Genomic DNA, 21,273 nt, shown 5'->3' on the forward strand with positions numbered 1-21,273 from the left:
GACGCAAAATCGATGTGGAACCAGTTTTTGGATTCTTGAAGGCTAATTTGCGTTTCACTCGATTTTCTGTACGAGGAAAATCGAAGGTAGAAAACGAAATGGGCCTCGCATTAATGGCTGTGAATTTAAGAAAATTCATGGCCATTAACTAAAGAAAAAAAGAATTTACATACAAAAATAGAGAAAGGTGAATTTGAGTTTCCTCAAATTCACCTTTCCCACTATTTGAAGCTAGTTATGTCCCAGCCTCTTTATTAATATTTTGTAGAAATCGATACAATATCTGTTCCATTAATGACTTCCACATTTTCATTAACTTTCATCTTCACTTGATAGCCATCAAATTCTTCAATCACACCAATTACTTTTTCGTTATTTCGTAAATTTAATACGAGAACACGTCCACTTTTCTTTCTAACTGGCTGACAAAAATAATAAAGCTGTTTTGCAATGACCGAATTTGTTTTCTCTGATCGAGAAATTTCATAGACAGAAGTACTTTCTTCAAAAAACTGTTGCGTTTCTTCCTTATCCAACTCGATATAATAAAACGGCGGAGTTGGAATAAACAATAAAGGTTCTTCCATTTTACACATCCTTTTTTACTTATAAATATGCAAAATGAAATTTTTCGTGAATCACGCCACCTCCATTGTTAAAGTTAACTCAACTGTCCTAAAAATGTTGTAGCTAATCCTAGGTAGATTAATATACTCGTTACGTCATTAAGGGTTGTGATAAAAGGACCTGAAGCGACAGCAGGGTCTACTCCAAGCTTATGAATTAATAATGGAATAAAGGAACCGGCAATCGTAGCAACTAATATTGAACAACTGATAGCCGCCCCTACTAATAACCCAACAACTAACGTATGTTTCCATACGAAAATAATCCCGACGACAATTAACCCACAAACAATTCCTGTTATTAATCCTGTTAGCACTTCCCGAAGCAACATCTTCATTTTACTTTTTTCATCAATTTCGCCTGTTGCTATACCGCGCACGGCTACAGCTAATGCTTGTGTCCCACTATTCCCTGAAGTACCGGAAATGAGCGGAATAAATAAAGCGAGTAAAGCAACTTTATCTAACGTTTCTTCAAACTGACCCATTAAAGTTGCCGTTATCATTCCTAAAAACAGTAGCATAATGAGCCAAGGCAATCGTTTTGTTGCCGCTTTAAAGGGACTTGCTTCAATATCGTCAATATCCGTTACACCAGCTAGCTTTGAATAATCGTCGGAAGCCTCTTCATCGATAACGTCGATAATATCATCGACTGTAATAATCCCTATTAATTTATTTGACTCATTTACAACCGGAATGGCAAGGAAGTTATAGTCTTTCATAATTTGCGCGATGTCTTCTTGGTCATCAGAAACTTTTACATAGACAACACGTTCGTTCATAATATCTTTAATTAACGTATCTTCGTCGGAAATAATTAAATCACGTAACGAAATAACGCCTGTTAAACAATGATTTTCATCCACAACAAATACATAATAAATCGTCTCCGCATTCGGTGCTTCATTACGAAGAACCGTCATGGCTGAACGTACAGTGGAATTTTCAAGTATCGAAACGTATTCCTTCGTCATAATGGCACCAGCAGTATATTCCTCATATGCTAGGAGCTCATTAATTTCTTCAACCGTTTCACTATCCATAATTTCTAAATAGCTTTCACGGTGTTCATCATCTAATTCATTTAAAACGTCCACCGCATCATCGGTATACATATAAGAAAGCATTTCTGCCCCATATACAGTGTCCATTTCTTTTAAAAATTGTTCATATTCTTCATCTTCTAATTCAATTGCTTCAAAGATTAAAGCCATTTCTTGAGGAGACAAGAATTGATAGATTGTTTTACGTATGTCAGGTCCAACCTTCTCATAAAATTGTGCCTGATCATATGGATGAAGTTCTAAAAAGCTTTCACGGAAACTTTCAATATTACCTTCCAGTAAATATTGACGTAACTCTTCTACATTATATAGTTCTTCATTTTTATTTTGTTGTTGCTCTACCATACATGTCCCCTCCTCTCAAGTTATTATAATAGGTGGATTTTGCTTCTACGTAAACCTATTTTTAAAACATCATAATATTTTTATAATTCCATCAGAAAAATAAAAGATGTTCGAGTACTCGAACATCTTCAACTTTCATGATTCAATAACCGTGCCATCGATTCAAGTATTTCACTGGAAAAATGTAAATTCTCTCCTGTTAATGGATGGTTCATTTCAAGTAAAACACAATGAAGGGCTTGTCTATTATACAGCTCTCGACTTCCTCCATATAGCTCATCTCCAACTAAAGGATGACCAAGATAAGCCATATGGACACGTATTTGATGGGTTCTTCCGGTATGAAGCTTTAACCTTACATGGGTAATCGGCTCTCCATTTTTCATATACCCTCTTTTTAAGACTTTAACATCGGTTCGGGAATATTGACCATCATGTCGAACTTCCCTTTCTATAATACTTGTCTCTTTTCGTCCGATTGGGGCTTCAACAATTTGCTCATCTAATACGACATGACCGTGGACCATCGCTTCGTATTGTTTATTGATCATCTTATTCCTTTGTTGTAGCCCCATCAAATGATGAATATGGCGATGTTTTGCAATGCACAGTAACCCGGAAGTGTCTCGGTCAAGTCTTGTAACAATATGTACAGTAGAAGGAATACCTTGCCCTTCAAAGTAACCACTCACCATATTGGCAATACTACCTGTTGGTTGTTCCCGAGATGGGATTGTATTCATAAAGGGAGGCTTATTTAAAATAAGCAATGCCTCATCTTCATAGACAATATTCAATTTTCCGTATTCTACAATTAATCCACTACTTACTTTTTCTTCTGGAAAAATAATTGTAATTTGATCGCCCTTTTTTAAAACATAACGAACAGTTTGCTCCACACCGTTAACATGGATCGTACCACCATTAAATTTAATCGATGTTAAAGCTTTTCTAGAAATACCTTGGCGACTAATGGCATCCCGCAAAAGTTGGCCATCTACTTCCGCTTGGAATTGTAATTGAAATCTTTTTCCCATATGTTCTCCTCATTATTCATTCGACACGAATGAATCATGTACCCTCTCCCAAAATGGAAATGGACGGAATCGGGCAAATCGTACTTTTTCGTTTGCTACTTTGAAAGTAACGCATTTTAAATCATCCTGGATGAGATGGATATGATCAATTGTCATCGTAAATTGTTGGTCTTTTACCGGCTTTAACGTGCAACTATGATGGGCAGGTAACACAAGGGAAGATCCAACGGTACGGAAAACGCGATTATTAATCGAAGCCATTTCCGTTATTTGAAATGCTTGCAAAGTCGGGTGAATAATTGCTCCACCTAACGCTTTATTGTATGCCGTACTTCCTGAAGGAGTTGAAACACAAAGGCCATCTCCACGGAATCGCTCAAATTGATTCCCATTAAGTTCAATATCCATTACTAACGTAACATCCGGAGATTTGATTGTTGCCTCATTTAAAGCTAAATAATTTGCAGTTTCGGCGTGATGGGTATGGACTTGCACTTCCAACAAAGGATATTCCACAACATTGAACTCATTTTTCGCTATTGATAATACTAATTTCTCTAACTCTGACGGTTTCCAGTCAGCATAAAAACCAAGATGACCTGTATGAATCCCAACAAAGGCAACTTCATTTAGACGATGGGAATGGCGATGGAAGGCATGCAATAGCGTCCCATCTCCACCAATGGAAATAACAATTTCCGGCTCTTCATCATCTAAGACAAGTCCAAAATCTTGTAAATACGTTTTGGCAAGTTCCATTAATTCATTCGATTGAGAATCTCTGCGTGATTGAATAGAAAATTTCAATTTACTCACGCTCCTTTCCCTCATTAGTTGATCGTATTTTTGGATTGATTGCTTCTTTAATCTCACTGAAGTAAACTTGAGCTTCCTGAATTTCACTACGAATCGAAGACATTTCTTCATCTAATTTAAAAGCTGCTTCCGCCGCGTTTTGTAATCGATATTTAATTTCTTCTGGGAATATTCCCTTATATTTATAGTTTAATGAATGTTCAATGGAAGCCCAAAAATTCATAGCAAGGGTACGAATTTGAATTTCTGCTAATACTTCCACTTTGCCAGTTATCGTCTCTACCGGATACTCCACAATCATATGATAAGATCGATAGCCGCTCGGTTTACTATGTGTAATATAGTCTTTTTCTTCAATTACTTTCAAATCATCCCGTTGACGAATTAAATTTACTACCGTTGAAATATCATCAACAAACTGGCACATAATTCGTAGCCCTGCGATATCTTGTAATTCGGTAGCCAATTGTTGAGAAGGTTCAAAGGCTATTCCTTTTTCCAGGGTTTTATCGTATATACTAGCTAATGGCTTTACCCGACCTGTCACAAATTCAATTGGAGAAGTTGATCCCGTAATTCCAAATTGTGAACGCATCCCTTTTAATTTAATTTTCAATTCATCTACAGCCTGTTTGTACGGACTTAGAAATGTACCCCATGGTACCATAGAAGACTCCCCCCAACGCAAAGACAGCATTATTTCTGGCTTATGATTCATTTTTTAGGCTTTGCAAATGATTTTGTTTACCTACTATTCACCAATTAAAATTTCTTTAAAAATTTTTTCTACAGTACCAACAAACTCATTTCCGTAATTATCATTTCCTTCAATATTGAAAAGAAGGGAATGCAATTCTTCCGTAAAGTTGGTTAATTTAATTTTTTCATCTTTCACCATTAAATAAGGATCACGGTTTAGCTTCACTAATTGAACAAGTTCTGACCAAAATTTTTGAGGAATTTGTACGTAGCTATACCCATCCCCCTCTTCAACTAAATAAATAAAAGCGAGGTTATCCGAATCTGCAAGAACTTGTCCAGCAGGTTCAATTTGTATTCTATTTAGACTTTCGTTTAAACTAAAGTGTAAATCGTTATGTAAGTATTGACATTTCTCTATTTTATAAAGGTTTCGCATTATGTAACTTCCCTTCACCACTTATCTTTTCATATTTTAACATAGCCCCCTCCATTTCGAGAAAAAGAATGTGGAAAATTACATATTTAGAAAGGAAAAAATGATGAATCAACAATTTGAAATTGAATTTAAAAATGTACTAACAAAAGAACAATATGAAAACTTATTAAAAAAATTCCAAGTAGAAGAAAAAATGATTGTCCGTCAAACGAATCATTACTTTGATACTCCCCAATTTCATTTAAAAGCATTATCTTCTGGATTGCGGATTCGCCAAACAAAAAATAAAACTGTTGTCACATTAAAAGAAAAAACAGCAGAAAACATTCACCTAGAAACAACGGAAGAAATTACTGAGGAGCAAGCTCGTAATATGCTTCAAGGAAATGGATTTGTTGCCGACAAAGTAAAGGAACAATTAAATCGATTGAACATTCCCATTGAAGAATTAAAATTATTCGGTTCATTAACGACAGACCGTGTGGAAATTAATTACAAAGGTGGAACTCTTGTATTTGACCACTCTTTCTATTTGCAGTGTGATGATTATGAGGTAGAATATGAAACAGATAATGAAATCGAAGGAAAAGAAATTTTCCAGAACTTTTTAGAAGAAAATCAAATCGCTATTCAAGCGGCAGATAAAAAAATCGCCCGCTTTATGAAAGCTTTAAATGATAGGAAGGGTTGAAGCGGATTGGAAATATCATCAATGAAGAAGTTACTTGAACTTCAAGCAATTCAATCATTTGGTAACATATCAAACGTTCAATCGTTATCGGATGGCAATTCCATCTTTACACAATTATTGGAAGAAATGATGCTGACTTCATCCACTTCCATAAATAGCTCAGAAAATTTACTTGGCTATTATGCAAGCATACAAAATGAACCTACAACGAATTTAATAGATAATAATTACTTATCAAATTTTGCCTATAACAGTGATGCCCAATATTTATCTCCTTATTACAACGAATTAATTCAAGACGTTGATAACAATCTATTTACAAACCATATAAATAAAGATTATGTTAATTCGACAGGTTACAAAAATGTATTAGCTGGTGCTGAAGCATATGCTGATATTATTGCACAGGCATCTGAATTATATGGAGTGCCTGAAAAACTAATTGCATCAGTTATTAAGCAAGAATCAAACTTTAATGAAAAGGCGGTTAGTTCCGCTGGCGCTACAGGCTTAATGCAACTAATGCCAGGCACAGCTAGATACCTCGGTGTAGAAGATCCAACTGACCCTGTCCAAAATATTATGGGTGGAACAAAATATTTAAGTCAAATGTTAAATAAATTTGATCAGAACGTTGAACTTGCTTTAGCAGCATACAATGCGGGACCAGGGAATGTAACGAAATATGACGGCATTCCACCATTTAAAGAAACTATACATTATGTTAATAACGTATTAGGATATTACAAGGCGTAATAGGTTTACAGTCATTCTTTCAATCTATTTTCCCCTCATATATGCGATTTGTTTGTGAAAAAGGGATTACGTTGTTAGAATATAACTAACACCTTTTGATAAAGGTTACTAACGATAGCTATTTTGGCTTAATTACTTTTGTTGTCAATTGATTATACGGTATGCAATACGCAGATATTTCATTACGTATACTTATAAAAGAAGTAAAGGAGTACACCTATGAATCGAAAATATACGATTCCTTACGAGGAAATTGGTGCTGAAAAACTTTCTGACCTCCTTCACGCTTTTTATAAACGTGTTGCGAAGCATCCACAGTTAAAACCGATCTTCCCAGAAGATTTAACTGAAACTATTAGAAAACAAATTCAATTTCAGACCCAGTACTTAGGTGGGCCAAATCTATATACAGAAGAACACGGTCATCCGATGTTAAGAGCTCGTCATATACCTTTTAAAATTACACCAGATCGTGCACAAGCTTGGTTGGAATGTATGAAAGAGGCGATGGATGAAGTCGGATTGGAAGGCAAATTCCGTGAAGTCTATTATCAACGACTTGTCTTAACGGCTAATCATATGATTAATTCGCCAAATGAAGATGAGGAGGAGTTTGAATGAATAATGTCCAATTATTATCGAAACCTGCCGCACCTTCTATTACAAAACCAATAGAATTATATATTTTTCTCGATCCACTTTGTAAAAAGGCATTAACAATGCAAACGATGCTACGAAAGTTAACTGTAGAGTATGAACATTATTTTACTTGGCGTTATATTTTAAGTACAAAGCTAGCCTCTTTAAATACGCTAAGTCGTCGTACAAAGGGATGCATGACTGGTGCCGAATTGGACATTACCCATCCGGCACTCCCATCTATTGCGATTAAAGCAGCGGAACTTCAAGGTAAAAAAGCTGCGACTCGCTATTTATTAAAGCTACAAGAACATGCGTTATTAAAAACGAAAAATGTAACTTCCTATTCTGCGTTAATTGAAATTGCAAAAGAATCAAATATCGATTTTGATGAATTCATTTCCGATTTCGGTTCGAAGGAAGCAGCAAGAGCCTTTCAATGTGATTTGCATATAACCCATGAGATGGAAGTTGACGAAATTCCAACAATTGTTTTCTTTAATGAATGTATTGAAGATGAGGGATTAAAAGTTAGTGGAATGTATGCCTATGAAGTTTATGTTCAAATTTTACAAGAGATGATCAATGAAGAAATCACTTGTAATCCCCTTCCTACCTTTGATGAATTGTTTAATCGCTTCCATATACTAACGACTAGTGATGTGGCAGAAATTTATTCAATTTCTCATCAAGAAGCAGAACGAGAATTAAAAAAACGAATGCTTCAGCAAAAAATTGAACGCCTAGCAAACGATGATGTAACGTTATGGCGCAAAAAATGTATTCAATAGAGCACTTATTATTTCATCTATTATTCTATTAATAGACAGAGACTTTCATTGTCTTTGTCTTTTTTTATTGGAAATATATGAACAAAATAAAAGAGGCGTCATTATCCTTCTACAAGAATAATGACGCCTCTTTTCACAAAGGGGATGGGAGAAATGTTCACGTTCAAACAAAGGGGTGTATGTTTGTTATGTGATTTATTTCACGTATTTACTTTATCACGGAAAGATAAGGGATGCAACGAAACTACAGTTGTTTCACAAAATCGTCAAATAGTAAACGTTTTCAATGGTTTCCATCCTCTCCGAAGGCAGTTTTAAATGAAAAATATATTAATGGAAAAGTATATTTTCATAGATTTTTTACAAAAAAATGGTGCCACACTTTAATGTGTAGCACCAACAAGATTCGTTTTATTTACTTTTTTAATAAAAGGCTTTCTAATTCATTTAATTTTTCTTCAAATACTTTACATGCATCTTGAATAGGCTTTGGAGACTCCATATCCACACCTGCTGCTTTTAATACTTCTATTGGGAAGTTGGAACAACCAGCTTTTAAGAAATTGTTAATATAACGATCTACAGCAGGTTTCCCTTCTTCTAAAATTTGTTTGCTTAAGGCAGTGGCAGCACTTTGTCCAGTTGCATATTGGTAAACATAATAGTTCATGTAGAAATGAGGAATTCTTGCCCATTCCAATGCAATTTCTTCATCGACTGTCATGTCATCGCCGAAATATTGTTTATTTAAGTCATAATAAATTTCATTTAGTCGTTCAGCTGTAATGGCTTCCCCGTTACGATCCAATTCATGAACGATATGCTCAAATTCAGCAAACATCGTTTGACGGAAAACGGTACTGCGGAATCCATCTAACCAATGATTTAATAAATAAATTTTATGCTGCGGATCTTCTGTATTTTTTAATAAATAATCAAATAATAATTCTTCATTACATGTTGATGCTACCTCTGCAACGAAAATAGAGTAAGAAGCATAAGGATATGGTTGATTTTGACGAGTATAGAAACTGTGCATACTATGGCCAAATTCATGGGCTAACGTAAATAAATTATCTAAGTTATTTTGCCAATTCATTAAAATAAATGGATTTGTTCCATAAGTACCAGAAGAGTATGCCCCGCTACGTTTTCCTTTATTTTCAAGTACATCTACCCAACGGCTTTCCAATCCTTTTTGAACATTCGATTGATATTCTTCACCTAGTGGCTCAAAACTTTTCACCATAATGTCTTTTGCTTTTTCATAAGGCATTTCAATTTTTACTTCTTTTACAAGCGGTGTAAATAGATCATACATATGCAACTCTTCAACACCTAAAACTTGTTTCCGTAGTGACACGTAACGATGAAGAACAGGTAAAAATTCATGAATGGTCGAAATTAATTGATCGTACACTTTCTCAGGAATATAATTATTGCTCATTGCCGCATGTCTAGCAGAATTATATTGTCGTACTCTAGCACTAACGTTATGGTTTTTTACATTCCCAGCTAAAGTAGAAGCAAAAGTATTTTTAAACCTACCGTAAGTATCATACATTGCTTTAAAAGCATTTTTTCGCACTTCACGGTTATCACTTTCTAGAAACGTTATATAATTGCCATGGGTTAACTGAATTTCTTCCCCATCATCATTTTTTACAGTAGGAAATTCTAAATCTGCATTATTTAATGCACTAAATGTATTTCTTGAGGAACCTGTCACCTCTCCAAGTTGGGCAAGGAGCTCTTCCTTATCTGCTGTAAGAATATGTGGACGTTGTAAATTGAGTTCCGTTAACATTTGATTATATAAAGTTAACGGCTCATACTCACGAATATATTGTTGTATCGTTTCTTCTTCCATCGATAATATTTCTGGCGTTACGAAGGACCATGCAGCAGATAACTTCGCACCTAAAGAACGAACTCGACTATCCATCGCTTGATACTTTCCATTCGTCGTATCTTGGTCATGTTTTAAATGGCTATAAACATAAAGTCTTCCAAAGCGTTCGGATAATTTATCGCTAAATTGTAAAGTGTCATATAAATTTTTTGCACTTTCTGCTACTTTTCCTTTATATTGATCCGCCTCTGGTAGTATTTTTTCAATTTCCTTAAATTCCTGTTCCCATGCCTCGTCTGAAGGAAAAATCCCTTCTAAATCCCATGTTAATTCAACAGGTACTTCTTCTCGTGTTAACACTTTTTTTGCCATGTAATGACCTCCCATACCATTTATTTCGTAAATCGAATTACAAATCCATTTTCTCAATATTTAGTTTTTATTGCAAGGAAATGGCTGTATAACTGATAAAATAATTCTTCGTAATGAATTGATTGCCGATAATGCTCAATTGATAGAGACTCGAGTATTTTACAATAATCACGGACAACCGATATGGCAAAATTCGTTTCAGGTAACTTTGCCCATTTTATAAATTGTAGAATGACGGTTTGATTAATTTGGGCTAATGATTTTTTTGTGACGTGCAAAAAATAAAAAAGGGCTGCTTGCCATTCTAATGGAGATACTTTTAAATGTTCACTTCCATGAATCGGTATGCCGATGTAGTTAGGGAGAGTTTGTCCATTTAAACGAAGTTCATAAAGGCTTCTTAAAAGTAAATGATGTACCCCCTTTTTATTAACGAATAAAACTGATTGTAAATAATTATGCTTCACACGATTAAATAAAATGAAATATTGTTTAAACTCCTGTTCGGTTAATTGTTTAGGTATATAAAAGGGAAACTGCTGTTTCATTCGGGGAATCACTTGTACTTTGGAAATAAAACGATTGCCATATAGATGCATGAGATTAGTCATATAAAGAAATTGTCGCACTATTGGATTGTACTCCATAATATAAGAATGTCGGTCAACAGTCATCTTAAATAGTTGGAGTTGTTTATTTAAAGATATTATTTGTATTCCTTTTTGATAACTTTTATTAGGTGTTTTCGGAATCCAAAAAGGTACAATCCCGTTACTTTTATAGCCGAAATTTCGCTCCTTCAATCGTTGTAAAGTTATTGGACTGCATTGAAATTCAATGGCAAAGCGTCTATTTTCTTTTTCTATTAGTAAATCTGGTCGTTGTTTTAATTCGGATAGGTAAGGTTCTATTTCAACCTGTAATCCAAGATAATGGAATAATTGATATAACTGTTCTTTTCCTAACAAATGCTGTTCTGACTCTCTTTCAGAAAAGCGATGCTCACATTCTTTTTTGGAATAATGGGCAAAATGGGGAATTTTAAAAGTACCAATTTTCAATAGAAGGGGCTCTTTACATTGGGGACAATAAAATCTTTCCATTTGTCTGAGTTGCTTTAATGTTGTTTTCGGTATGCTTGAATTCAGTACAAATCGTTTATTTTGTTCAGTGTAAGCTACAAGCATTGTTTACCTCCCTTTTTTATTATTTTAAAAAAGGAGCAAAGATGTTTTCAACAATTCCACTAGTAAAGTCTTCAAAATAAAAATTTCCAATGCTACTTCTTTTGTAAGAAGCAAAAAAAGAGATGCCTTGAAAAAGACACCTCGTTTTATTTTATCCAAAATATTGAATTACAGTTTCAAAACAATCTTCTGGCATGATTGCTTCACCATATTCTTGTAATCGATAAATCGAAATTTTCGAGCTACCTAAATATTCATTAATAATGGAACGAATATTTTGGCGTTCAACTTTTTCAGTGATATTTGAAAAATCAATCGCTACATAATAGTATTTTTCAAATTTGAATAAAGAAGATTGTAATCCGAATGGAAGCAAACGATTTGCTACAGGAATAATTTCATCAATATCTTTAAATTTGTAAATAGAGATATGATTTGTTCCTTGATGATTTACTTCTTCTTCTTCAAAGGAATCAAAAATGGATTCATCTAAATTTTTGTTATGGGCAGCATCTCGATGTTCCTCAAAACTTGATAATAATGAATTGGATTCACCATCTGAATTTATATTAGCACGAGTTACAATCACTTCAAGACCATGTTCAGAAGCATTCACATGTATCCAAATTGGTCCATCAAGATCAAAGTAATCTTCTGTATTGATCTCTCCAATCATATCCCAGAAAAGTTCTTCCCCTTTTGCTCTGTTATACCAAATCTCCTCACGACTATAACCACGATCTTCAATATCACGATAAGTAATGAAGAGTTTAATTGTGTTTTCGTTTACGCGTTCGATGTCCATTAGACTCAACTCCCTTCACAGTCATTCGTTGAAAAACAAAGAAAGCGTTCTTAGTATGTTTTGTATTGTACAGTTTTAACCTGACAATTCAAAAACTTACGACCAGTAATACAATGCAATTTTTGCTACAGAACAAAACGGTTTTTATTTATATCTATGCTTTATTCTATAACTCTATTGTATGATTACCTATTTAAAATGAAAAGAAAAAAACACTGTTCAAATAAAATAATTTGAATATTGAAATTGTAGTTGACTATACAGATGAAATCAAGTATAACGATTTGAAAAATGAATTAAAATTTTCCTTTTTTTCTACTTTATAAAATAGAATTAGATATATAAATAAAAAACGATAAAATCCAAGATTAATGGATTTTATCGATTAACGAATCTAAATATTCCTAAAAATAATTAATTCACCATTTTTTGTGCTTCTAACAATTGAAAAGCACGAACTTTCCTTGGTAAAAATCGTCGGATTTCATCTTCATTATATCCAACTTGTAAACGTTTCTCATCTAAAATGATAGGTCGACGTAATAATCCAGGATATTCTTGAATTAATTCATATAATTGTTGTAATGGTAAACTTTCCACATCAACATTTAATTTTTGGAAAATTTTTGAACGTGTCGAAATAATTTCATCTGTTCCATCTTCAGTCATTCGTAAAATTTCTTTAATTTCACTGATTGTTAATGGCTCAGAAAATATGTTACGCTCTCTATATGGAATCTCATGTTCTTCTAACCATGCCTTTGCTTTTCGACAAGATGTACAACTTGGTGATGTAAATAATGTTACAATCATTATTACACTTCCTTCCTAAGTGGTATCGGTGTGTATATTCTCAAGCTTTTATTAGTTTAGAATTAATTTAATTTAAAAACATGTTTTCATTATACAACAATCTTTTTCATTTGGATATAGCTTACCATTAAAAAAGAATTAACATGTCACATTAATTATGTCATTTTTTTCTCTTTTAAAACGGAATTTCTTAATTTATTGTTAGTTACTCTATTTATTTCCCTTATAGATAAAAAATTAAACTATTTCCATTCATCAATTTCAATATTCTCAATTAGCCGACATTAATCGAGAAGATATCGCAACTTTCTGTTAAATAGTACGTTTTTTTCAAGAAAAGCGTAACTGGAAAACGATTTATTGCGTTCTTCGATACAATCCTACCCAAACTTTTTCATTTTCATTCCAACAATAGAAATAAATTAATATTTGCTTTTAGTTCTAATTTTTTATATAATTTTTAAACAAATTGAAAAAACGATGAAAAAGAGTAGTACTTTTGCCTACCGTGCATAGAGAATCTGTGGTTGGTGTAAACAGAAGACGGAGCAATAGGAATGGACTTTCGAGTTGGCTTTATGAACTTACACTTTTAGTAGTAAAGCCCGTTTACTTCTCGTTACGAAGTCAAAGTGGTCATTAATGACAAACTGGGTGGTACCGCGGATTCAACATCATTCGTCCCATTACGTGAAAACGTATGGACGTATGATGTTTTTTTATGCTTACTTTTAAAAAGATTAAATCTTTAAAGAACATTAGGAGGTTTTTACATGAAAACGATTTTTTCAGGTGTTCAACCAACAGGAGTTATTACATTAGGAAATTACATAGGAGCACTTATGCAGTTTCCAGCCCTTCAAGATGAAGGAAACGCCATTTATTGTATAGTAGACCAGCATGCAATTACCGTTCCACAAGATCCTAAAGAATTACAATCAAACATTCGTACATTAGCTGCAACTTATTTAGCAGTTGGAATTGATCCAAACAAGGCAACATTATTTATCCAATCGGAAGTACCCGCCCATGCTCAAGCTGGCTGGATGTTACAATGTGTAGCAACGATTGGGGAACTTGAACGTATGACCCAATTTAAAGATAAATCCGATGGAAAAGAATCGGTGAATGCTGGTCTTTTAACTTACCCACCATTAATGGCTGGTGATATTCTTTTATACAATACAAACATCGTACCAGTTGGAGAAGACCAAAAACAACATATCGAGTTAACTCGCGATTTAGCAGAACGCTTTAATAAGCGATTCGGCGATGTCTTTGTCATTCCTGAAATTCAATTACCGAAGGCAGGGGCTCGTATTAAATCCCTTCAAGAACCAACGAAAAAAATGAGCAAATCTGACCCAAATACGAAGGCAACGATTCGTTTACTCGATACGCCAAAACAAATTGAAAAGAAAATTAAATCTGCCGTTACGGATTCAGATGGCTTTGTAGCATTTGATGAAACGAATAAGCCAGGTGTTTCAAATTTATTAACAATTGAATCAGCTGTTACAGGGCTAGATATTGCCACATTAGTAAAAAAATATGATGGCTTAGGCTACGGTGCTTTCAAAGAAGGGGTCGCAACAAGTTTAATTGAACATTTGACGCCTGTCCAAGAACGCTTTAACGAGTTAATTCATTCTGAAGAGTTAGATCGCATTTTAGATGAAGGGGCAGAGAAAGCCAATGCCATTGCATCTAAAACGATTAAGAAAATGGAAAACGCGATGGGATTAGGTCGAAAATCAAAATAAATAAAATAATCAGTGACACGATCGCTATGTATAATTCATGGGTTCCAACAATAAATGACCAAACTGCTGACCATGAATAACCTAGTGTTCGATAATTTAAATAAAGTAGTAAGTTCCCTACTGACATGACACAAATTCCATAGCTAAATAAAAAGAGCATAAATCGAAACATGTCCACCATCCTTTAATAACTAAATATTCATTTTCATAAACAAAAATGCCTTTAGCTTTTCGCTAAAGGCATCTTTTATTTCGACATAATGTCAGAATTAAAATTAATCGACTTTTTTCAACAATAAACTTGCATTATGACCACCAAAGCCAAGGGAATTACTCATTGCATATTCTACAAATTCTCTACGTGCAGTGTTTGGTACATAATCTAAATCACATTCTGGATCAGGATTTTCTAAATTAATTGTAGGCGGTAAAACACCTTCTTTTAACGCTAAAGCAGTAAAGATTGTTTCTACCCCACCAGCAGCACCTAGTAAATGACCTGTCATCGATTTCGTTGAACTCATTGCCAATTTGTATGCATGATCGCCAAATACTGTTTTTACGGCTTTTGTTTCAAATAAATCGTTATATTGAGTACTTGTTCCGTGGGCATTAATATAACCTACTAATGATGGACTTACTTCACCATCATCTAATGCTTGTTGAATAGCACGGGCAGCTCCTTCACCTTCTGGAGCTGGAGCAGTAATATGATAAGCATCACCTGTTGCACCATATCCTACTATTTCTGCATAAATTTTTGCACCACGTTTTTTAGCAAGTTCATATTCTTCTAATACTAAAATACCAGCACCTTCTGCAATAACAAATCCATCACGATTCGCATCAAATGGACGGGAAGCAGTTTGGGCATCCGGATTTAATGACAATGCAGTACTTGAGCAAAATCCTGCTACTGCCATATTTACGATTGGCGCCTCAGCACCACCAGTAATCATCACATCTGCATCGCCACGTTGGATTACTTTAAAAGCATCCCCGATTGAGTTAGTCCCAGATGCACATGCCGTTACAGAACATGAATTGATACCTTTTGCTCCTAAGTGAATGGACACTTGACCAGAAGCCATGTTTGGAATCATCATCGGTACAAAGAATGGGCTTACCCGACGTACCCCACGTTGTTGGAACGTTTCGAATTGATTTTCAAAAGTTTCCATACCACCTATACCTGAACCGATCCAAACACCTACTCGTGGTGCCAATTCTTCCGTAATCTCAAGCTCAGCATCTTTTACTGCCATGATAGAAGAAGCTAACGCATAATGAGTAAAACGGTCCATTTTTCGTGCTTCTTTTCTATCTATATATTGTTCAATATCAAAATCCTTTACTTCAGCTGCTACTTTAACAGGAAACTTTTCAGCATCCACTCTCGTTAAAGGTCCAACACCTGATTTTCCAGCAATTAAATTTTCCCATGTCTCTTCAATTGTGTTACCAAGCGGTGTAACAGCTCCGACACCTGTAATCACGACTCTTCTTTTCATGGTTTCTCTTTATCCCCCTTAGGTTCTAAACTATTTATTAGGTTACTATAAAAACGCTATGATTTCTATTATTTTCCCCATTTGAGCACTACAGCGCCCCATGTAAGTCCTCCGCCAAATCCAACTAAAACGATAATATCATCATCTTTAATTTTTCCAGCTTCTAATTCATCTACTAACGCAAGTCCGATAGATGCTGAAGAAGTATTTCCATACTTATGAATACGTTTGGATAATTTTTCTTCTGGCAAATTCAATCGTTCTCTAGACGCTTCCATAATTCGAATATTTGCTTGGTGAGGGATTAAAAAGTCTACATCTTCTTTTGATAGACCTGCTTTTTCTAAAACTGAAATCGCTGATTCTCCCATCTGTCTCACAGCAAATTTAAATACTTCACGGCCATTCATAGCAATCGCTTTTTGATCATTTAAAAATAAATGTTTACCGCCAGTTCCATCTGCACCTAACTCGAAAGATAGAATACCTCTACCTTCACTCACTTGCCCAATCACTGCTGCACAAGCACCATCACCGAATAATACTGCCGTGTTTCTGTCTGTCCAATCCGTAATCTTGGATAATTTTTCAGCACCTACTACTAACACATATTGATAACTTCCGCTTTCAACAAATTGTTTTGCTGTAGAAAGTCCGTACATAAACCCTGCACATGCCGCGGAAACATCCATTGCTGCGGCATTGACAGCACCTAGTTTTTCCTGTAATTGACAAGCAACGCTCGGGAATCCACGGTCAGGTGTTACCGTTGCCACTAAAATTAAACCGATTTGATCCGCTGAAATTTCAGCATTTTTTATAGCAGATGCAGCTGCTGCATAGGCTAAATCTGATGTATCTTCGTTTTCACTCGCAATTCTTCTTTCTTGAATTCCAGTTCGAGTACGAATCCATTCATCATTTGTATCTAAAATTTTCTCTAAATCAAAATTTGTCACTACTTTTTCGGGAACATATTTGCCTACTCCAATTATCCCAGCATTCATTTTTTAACCCCCTGTTTTTACGACTAACAATTAGTACTTGGTCTTAATTATAGCTCATAAAGATTTTTTCCTCAACCTTTTAATTCACGAATTGTTCTAAAACTTTATTGTTCTTTTTTACAGACCTATGTTATGATAAATAAGATGAATATAGGTATACTAACTTAAAAAGTTTTTAGAGGTGAAATGAATGCGATATTTAATGACTTTAGTATGGTCTTTCCTTTTAGTTACGATGTTAAACTATGTTGTAAGTTCCATTTTAGCCGTAGAATTCAGCTTAACAACTAGTGCAATCCTTGCAGTTATTTTTACTGTTTTAATCTTTATTATTAGTGCAATCATTCCGAACGAGCCGACTCCTGAAGCGGATCATCACTAATAAGAAAAGCACTTCCATATAGAAGTGCTTTTCTTATTTTATAGAGAATTTAATAGAGAACGGGTAACTCCAATGAAGAGTTACCCGCTTTTTTATGTCAGTTGAACTTTTCTATTCTTTCCACACAGTTAGTTGGTCATTTTCCATCGTTACATGTAATGTATCGCCTGGTAGTACTTCCCCTTTTAATAATTCTCTAGCCACAGCTGTTTCAACATGACGCTGGATAAAACGTTTTAGTGGTCTTGCCCCAAATTGGGGATCGCTTCCTTGCTCAACAATCCAATCCACTACGCGTTCATCCACTACTAGATTGATTTCTTGTTCTGCTATTCGTTTACGTAATTGTTCAATATATTTCCAAGTAATATCACTAAAATGTTTTGAAGATAGTGCATGGAAAAGAATAATATCATCTATTCGGTTTAATAATTCTGGTTTAAAGTGTAACCGAAGTTCATTCATTACTAAATCTTCTACTGCTTCTTGTTGTTCTAGTTTTGATTCCAGTAAATAATGGGAACCTATATTAGATGTCATAATGACTACTGTATTTGTAAAGTTGACTAGTCGACCTTGACTATCTGTAATTCTACCATCGTCTAATATTTGTAATAATATATTTGCCACATCTGAATGGGCTTTTTCAATTTCATCCAATAGAACGACTGAATATGGGTTTCTACGGACCGCTTCTGTTAATTGGCCACCTTCTTCATATCCAACATATCCAGGAGGTGCTCCAACCAGTCGTGAAACACTATGTTTTTCCATATACTCACTCATATCGATTCGAATAAAATGCTCTTCTGAATCAAATAGTTGAGCTGCTAACGCTTTCGCAAGTTCCGTTTTCCCTACTCCGGTAGGGCCTAAGAAAATAAAGGAACCAATTGGTCTGTTCGGATCTTTAATTCCTGAACGGGCACGCCAAACGGCTTCTGTAACTAGATTAACAGCCGTATCTTGTCCAACTACTCGTTCATGTAACGTATCCTTTAAGCGTAATAACTTATCCCGTTCCCCCTCCACTAACTTTGTTACAGGAATTCCTGTCCATCTAGAAATGATGGATGCAATTTCTTCTGCCGTTACTTCTTCACGTAAAATTCTATTTTCAGAACCAACTTTCAATTGTTCTTCGAGACTCGCTAATTCTTTTTCCAAAGCTGGAATTTTACCATGGCGTAGTTCTGCTGCTTTATTTAAATCATATTTACTTTCCGCCTCTTCTAAATCGCGACGATATTGATCTAATTGTTCCCGTTTCTGTTGGATTTTTTGTAAACTTTCCTTTTCTTCTTCCCATTGTTTCCGCATCTTTTCAGAATTTTCTTTTAATGTGGCCAATTCGCTATTTAATGATTCGAGACGTTTTTTACTTCCTTCATCGTTTTCTTTCGTCAATGCTTGCTCCTCAATTTCCAATTGCATGACACGTCTTGTTACCGAATCTAGTTCTTGAGGCATCGAATCAATTTCCGTACGAATCATAGCACATGCTTCATCAATTAAATCAATTGCTTTATCCGGTAAAAAACGATCCGTAATATAGCGATTTGATAATTGGGCTGCCGCGATTATCGCTCTATCATGAATCCGTACCCCATGATGTAATTCGAAACGTTCTTTTAGTCCACGTAAAATGGAAACCGTATCTTCAATGGAAGGTTCCCGAACCATTACTTGTTGGAATCTACGTTCTAATGCCGGATCCTTTTCTATATACATCCGGTATTCATCTAATGTCGTTGCACCGATACAATGGAGTTCTCCACGGGCTAACATCGGCTTTAACATATTACCAGCATCCATTGCACCATCTGTTTTGCCGGCTCCAACAATCGTATGAATTTCGTCGATAAATATAATAATTTTTCCGTCTGAATTTTTCACTTCCGTTAAAACGCCTTTTAATCGTTCCTCAAATTGTCCACGGTAACTTGCCCCCGCAATTAATGAACTCATATCAAGCTCGTATAAAATACAATCCTTTAAACCTTCTGGCACATCTTTTCTAACAATTCTTTGAGCTAATCCTTCTATTATCGCCGTTTTACCTACACCCGGCTCACCAATTAAGACAGGGTTATTTTTCGTTTTTCTTGATAGGATACGAATGACATTTCTAATCTCTTCATCTCGACCAATAACGGGATCCATTTTCCCACTTTTTACTTCTTCAATTAAATTGCGACCAAATTGTTCTAATGGACTGCGATTGTCTTGTTGTTGAAATTGCATTCAATTAACACCCTTTCAAAAGATGAAATTAATTTGACCTTTTTTGACTATTTCAATTATATGTTGTTTAAGGGAGCAATGCAAAAATTGACACTAAAAAGTTTTAGACATAACGTTTATTCCCATTCAAGTTTCAATAAAAAATAAAAAAGTGCAGTGTAAGTCAACGTGACTTATACTACACTTTTCTTTTTCACTCAGAACTTAACGAGCGATTTTATCGAATACCTAAAGCCATTTTTGCATAACGTGACATATTATCTTTTGACCATGCTGGTTGCCAAACGATGTTGACATCTACGTCTTTTACTTCAGGTAAATCACTTAATGCTGTTTTAATTTGGTCTACAATAACTGGACCTAATGGGCATCCCATAGATGTTAGGGTCATCGTAATTTTGGCTACCCCTTCTTCATTTAAATCAACTTCATATACTAAACCTAAGTTAACGATATCAATACCTAACTCAGGATCAATGACATTTTCTAAAGCACCTAAAATACTTTCTTTCATTTCTTCACTAATAGCCATTTTCCGTTTCTCCTTTCATTTCCTATTGACTTATATCATAGCAAACCAAATTCGTTATGCCAAATGATGTGAAAGAAACTCCGTTACAGCAAGTACACCAGATCGAGGAACTTTATGTCCATAATTAGGTGACTCTACAAATTTTAATCGTTCAGGTGTTTGTTCATAGTATGAACGCAATTGAGTATAAAAATGATATGTATTTTTAAATGGTACAGTCTCATCTTTATGACCATGCCAGAAAATAACTGGTCTTTGATTGAAACGAGTAGGATCCTTTGTTATATCATTTTCTGCTAAAAGCGCTTGTAACTGTTCCTTCTGATGATCATCCATTGGTAACTTAACACCTAATGATTCAAATTGGTCTAATTGATAGTTAGAAAGTTCAACATATCCAGGAGCTCCCATACATATACCAGCCGCATAAACCCAGTCATAAGTATTTAGGCAACCGCAAGTGACAATTCCTCCCATAGATGTTCCAGCGATTCCTACTTTTCCGGAAGTTAAAAGTTCTCTTTTTTGTAGCTCATTATATAATATGTCCACTTCTTTAATGGACTTTAATACAATCTCCCAAAAGTGAACATTCATTTTCATTTCAGAAAGATTTTCAGAACGATCACCATGTAAATGAGCATCCGGTAAGATGACACGAATACCCTTTTTTACGAATTGATAAGCATAGTGTAAGTTATGTTCTTTTGCGCTTCCAAAACCGTGTAAAAAGATTACGACCGGTGATTGTGGCGTCATCGAATTATTATAAACGTGTAATAAAGGAATCCCATTCCACATATCCTCTTGAACAAGCATCTTCTTGTCACTCCTTTAATATATTGAACAATACATCATTTCCTGAGTCGTTTTCTCTTATAGTTTTATTTGTAGTAGAA

22 protein-coding genes and 1 other annotated feature are annotated in these 21,273 nt (G+C 34.8%); of the genes, 7 read left to right on the plus strand and 15 right to left on the minus strand.

All coding sequences use genetic code 11. The features are described from left to right. Positions 1-152 (plus strand): transposase (locus EC501_RS03940; protein ID WP_148037794.1); only part of this gene is annotated, 152 nt, incomplete at its 5' end. A gap of 102 nt (positions 153-254) precedes the next feature. Here EC501_RS03940 and EC501_RS03945 read toward each other — a convergent pair. The 6 genes from EC501_RS03945 to EC501_RS03970 all read right to left on the minus strand — a co-directional run bounded on the left by EC501_RS03945 (position 255) and on the right by EC501_RS03970 (position 5,029). After that, complete coding sequence (locus EC501_RS03945; protein ID WP_122970996.1) at positions 255-587, minus strand: 4-diphosphocytidyl-2C-methyl-D-erythritol kinase; 333 nt, start codon at positions 585-587, stop codon at positions 255-257. 74 nt (positions 588-661) lie between these two features. Beyond that, positions 662-2,038: a magnesium transporter gene (gene mgtE, locus EC501_RS03950; protein WP_122970997.1), complete on the minus strand. Its 1,377-nt coding sequence runs from the start codon at positions 2,036-2,038 to the stop codon at positions 662-664. Between the two features lie 128 nt (positions 2,039-2,166). After that, positions 2,167-3,075, minus strand: coding sequence for an RluA family pseudouridine synthase (locus EC501_RS03955; RefSeq protein ID WP_122970998.1), 909 nt, complete (start codon positions 3,073-3,075; stop codon positions 2,167-2,169). Between the two features lie 12 nt (positions 3,076-3,087). After that, complete coding sequence (locus EC501_RS03960; protein ID WP_241559269.1) at positions 3,088-3,882, minus strand: NAD kinase; 795 nt, start codon at positions 3,880-3,882, stop codon at positions 3,088-3,090. 1 nt (position 3,883) lies between these two features. Further along, on the minus strand, positions 3,884-4,558 hold the full coding sequence (gene yjbM, locus EC501_RS03965) for a GTP diphosphokinase (protein WP_122971000.1): 675 nt from the start codon (positions 4,556-4,558) through the stop codon (positions 3,884-3,886). A gap of 84 nt (positions 4,559-4,642) precedes the next feature. Beyond that, positions 4,643-5,029, minus strand: coding sequence for a UPF0738 family protein (locus EC501_RS03970; RefSeq protein WP_122971001.1), 387 nt, complete (start codon positions 5,027-5,029; stop codon positions 4,643-4,645). A gap of 100 nt (positions 5,030-5,129) precedes the next feature. Between EC501_RS03970 and EC501_RS03975 the strand changes: the two genes are divergently transcribed. From EC501_RS03975 to EC501_RS03990, 4 genes are all read left to right on the plus strand, one after another. Then, positions 5,130-5,720, plus strand: coding sequence for a CYTH domain-containing protein (locus EC501_RS03975; protein ID WP_338322884.1), 591 nt, complete (start codon positions 5,130-5,132; stop codon positions 5,718-5,720). Between the two features lie 6 nt (positions 5,721-5,726). Next, a complete protein-coding gene (locus EC501_RS03980) occupies positions 5,727-6,476 on the plus strand; it encodes a lytic transglycosylase domain-containing protein (RefSeq protein WP_277749708.1) in 750 nt (249 codons plus the stop codon). Between the two features lie 219 nt (positions 6,477-6,695). Continuing rightward, entirely contained in the window at positions 6,696-7,097 is a 402-nt protein-coding gene (locus EC501_RS03985; RefSeq protein ID WP_122971004.1) for a globin domain-containing protein, read from the plus strand. Further along, on the plus strand, positions 7,094-7,906 hold the full coding sequence (locus EC501_RS03990; RefSeq protein ID WP_122971005.1) for a DsbA family protein: 813 nt from the start codon (positions 7,094-7,096) through the stop codon (positions 7,904-7,906). The genes EC501_RS03985 and EC501_RS03990 overlap by 4 nt, the downstream gene beginning before the upstream one ends. Before the next feature lie 415 nt (positions 7,907-8,321). Here the strand turns inward: EC501_RS03990 and pepF are convergent, their stop codons facing one another. The 4 genes from pepF to spxA all read right to left on the minus strand — a co-directional run bounded on the left by pepF (position 8,322) and on the right by spxA (position 12,932). After that, positions 8,322-10,130: an oligoendopeptidase F gene (gene pepF / locus EC501_RS03995; protein ID WP_122971006.1), complete on the minus strand. Its 1,809-nt coding sequence runs from the start codon at positions 10,128-10,130 to the stop codon at positions 8,322-8,324. Between the two features lie 53 nt (positions 10,131-10,183). Beyond that, positions 10,184-11,317, minus strand: coding sequence for a competence protein CoiA (locus EC501_RS04000; RefSeq protein WP_122971007.1), 1,134 nt, complete (start codon positions 11,315-11,317; stop codon positions 10,184-10,186). A 151-nt stretch (positions 11,318-11,468) separates the two neighbouring features. Next, positions 11,469-12,122: an adaptor protein MecA gene (gene mecA / locus EC501_RS04005; protein WP_122971008.1), complete on the minus strand. Its 654-nt coding sequence runs from the start codon at positions 12,120-12,122 to the stop codon at positions 11,469-11,471. Positions 12,123-12,536: 414 nt separating this feature from the next. Beyond that, on the minus strand, positions 12,537-12,932 hold the full coding sequence (gene spxA / locus EC501_RS04010) for a transcriptional regulator SpxA (protein WP_174232646.1): 396 nt from the start codon (positions 12,930-12,932) through the stop codon (positions 12,537-12,539). A gap of 474 nt (positions 12,933-13,406) precedes the next feature. Next, positions 13,407-13,624, plus strand: a binding site (T-box leader). Between the two features lie 84 nt (positions 13,625-13,708). Here spxA and trpS point away from each other — a divergent pair. Beyond that, positions 13,709-14,698 (plus strand): tryptophan--tRNA ligase, encoded by a 990-nt coding sequence (gene trpS, locus EC501_RS04015; protein WP_122971010.1) that lies wholly within the window; start codon positions 13,709-13,711, stop codon positions 14,696-14,698. A 275-nt stretch (positions 14,699-14,973) separates the two neighbouring features. On the opposite strand, the gene fabF is transcribed toward trpS, so the two are convergent. Both fabF and EC501_RS04030 read right to left on the minus strand, forming a co-directional pair. After that, positions 14,974-16,209, minus strand: a complete 1,236-nt coding sequence (gene fabF / locus EC501_RS04025) for a beta-ketoacyl-ACP synthase II (protein WP_122971012.1) — start codon at positions 16,207-16,209, stop codon at positions 14,974-14,976. 68 nt (positions 16,210-16,277) lie between these two features. Then, complete coding sequence (locus tag EC501_RS04030) at positions 16,278-17,216, minus strand: beta-ketoacyl-ACP synthase III (RefSeq protein WP_122971013.1); 939 nt, start codon at positions 17,214-17,216, stop codon at positions 16,278-16,280. A gap of 190 nt (positions 17,217-17,406) precedes the next feature. On the opposite strand from EC501_RS04030, the gene EC501_RS04035 reads away from it, so the two are divergent. Continuing rightward, positions 17,407-17,598, plus strand: coding sequence for a YjzD family protein (locus tag EC501_RS04035; RefSeq protein ID WP_122971014.1), 192 nt, complete (start codon positions 17,407-17,409; stop codon positions 17,596-17,598). Between the two features lie 111 nt (positions 17,599-17,709). On the opposite strand, the gene EC501_RS04040 is transcribed toward EC501_RS04035, so the two are convergent. The 3 genes from EC501_RS04040 to EC501_RS04050 form a co-directional block, all read right to left on the minus strand. Next, positions 17,710-19,842, minus strand: coding sequence for an ATP-dependent Clp protease ATP-binding subunit (locus EC501_RS04040; RefSeq protein WP_122971015.1), 2,133 nt, complete (start codon positions 19,840-19,842; stop codon positions 17,710-17,712). A 217-nt stretch (positions 19,843-20,059) separates the two neighbouring features. Further along, positions 20,060-20,374 (minus strand): metal-sulfur cluster assembly factor, encoded by a 315-nt coding sequence (locus tag EC501_RS04045; protein ID WP_122971016.1) that lies wholly within the window; start codon positions 20,372-20,374, stop codon positions 20,060-20,062. A 54-nt stretch (positions 20,375-20,428) separates the two neighbouring features. Further along, complete coding sequence (locus EC501_RS04050; protein ID WP_122971017.1) at positions 20,429-21,193, minus strand: prolyl oligopeptidase family serine peptidase; 765 nt, start codon at positions 21,191-21,193, stop codon at positions 20,429-20,431. Between the last annotated feature and the right edge of the window lie 80 nt (positions 21,194-21,273).

This window comes from Lysinibacillus halotolerans, from assembly GCF_003711845.1.
GTDB classification, from domain to species: Bacteria; Bacillota; Bacilli; order Bacillales_A; family Planococcaceae; genus Ureibacillus; species Ureibacillus halotolerans.

What these genes read in the sequence shown, in the direction of transcription:
- EC501_RS03945 (WP_122970996.1), bottom strand. Translation starts at nt 587, where the DNA reads ATGGAAGAACCTTTATTGTTTATTCCAACTCCGCCGTTTTATTATATC.
- mgtE (WP_122970997.1), bottom strand. Translation starts at nt 2,038, where the DNA reads ATGGTAGAGCAACAACAAAATAAAAATGAAGAACTATATAATGTAGAA.
- EC501_RS03955 (WP_122970998.1), bottom strand. Translation starts at nt 3,075, where the DNA reads ATGGGAAAAAGATTTCAATTACAATTCCAAGCGGAAGTAGATGGCCAA.
- yjbM (WP_122971000.1), bottom strand. Translation starts at nt 4,558, where the DNA reads ATGGTACCATGGGGTACATTTCTAAGTCCGTACAAACAGGCTGTAGAT.
- EC501_RS03970 (WP_122971001.1), bottom strand. Translation starts at nt 5,029, where the DNA reads ATGCGAAACCTTTATAAAATAGAGAAATGTCAATACTTACATAACGAT.
- EC501_RS03975 (WP_338322884.1), top strand. Translation starts at nt 5,130, where the DNA reads ATGATGAATCAACAATTTGAAATTGAATTTAAAAATGTACTAACAAAA.
- EC501_RS03985 (WP_122971004.1), top strand. Translation starts at nt 6,696, where the DNA reads ATGAATCGAAAATATACGATTCCTTACGAGGAAATTGGTGCTGAAAAA.
- EC501_RS03990 (WP_122971005.1), top strand. Translation starts at nt 7,094, where the DNA reads ATGAATAATGTCCAATTATTATCGAAACCTGCCGCACCTTCTATTACA.
- pepF (WP_122971006.1), bottom strand. Translation starts at nt 10,130, where the DNA reads ATGGCAAAAAAAGTGTTAACACGAGAAGAAGTACCTGTTGAATTAACA.
- EC501_RS04000 (WP_122971007.1), bottom strand. Translation starts at nt 11,317, where the DNA reads ATGCTTGTAGCTTACACTGAACAAAATAAACGATTTGTACTGAATTCA.
- mecA (WP_122971008.1), bottom strand. Translation starts at nt 12,122, where the DNA reads ATGGACATCGAACGCGTAAACGAAAACACAATTAAACTCTTCATTACT.
- trpS (WP_122971010.1), top strand. Translation starts at nt 13,709, where the DNA reads ATGAAAACGATTTTTTCAGGTGTTCAACCAACAGGAGTTATTACATTA.
- fabF (WP_122971012.1), bottom strand. Translation starts at nt 16,209, where the DNA reads ATGAAAAGAAGAGTCGTGATTACAGGTGTCGGAGCTGTTACACCGCTT.
- EC501_RS04030 (WP_122971013.1), bottom strand. Translation starts at nt 17,216, where the DNA reads ATGAATGCTGGGATAATTGGAGTAGGCAAATATGTTCCCGAAAAAGTA.
- EC501_RS04035 (WP_122971014.1), top strand. Translation starts at nt 17,407, where the DNA reads ATGCGATATTTAATGACTTTAGTATGGTCTTTCCTTTTAGTTACGATG.
- EC501_RS04040 (WP_122971015.1), bottom strand. Translation starts at nt 19,842, where the DNA reads ATGCAATTTCAACAACAAGACAATCGCAGTCCATTAGAACAATTTGGT.
- EC501_RS04045 (WP_122971016.1), bottom strand. Translation starts at nt 20,374, where the DNA reads ATGGCTATTAGTGAAGAAATGAAAGAAAGTATTTTAGGTGCTTTAGAA.
- EC501_RS04050 (WP_122971017.1), bottom strand. Translation starts at nt 21,193, where the DNA reads ATGCTTGTTCAAGAGGATATGTGGAATGGGATTCCTTTATTACACGTT.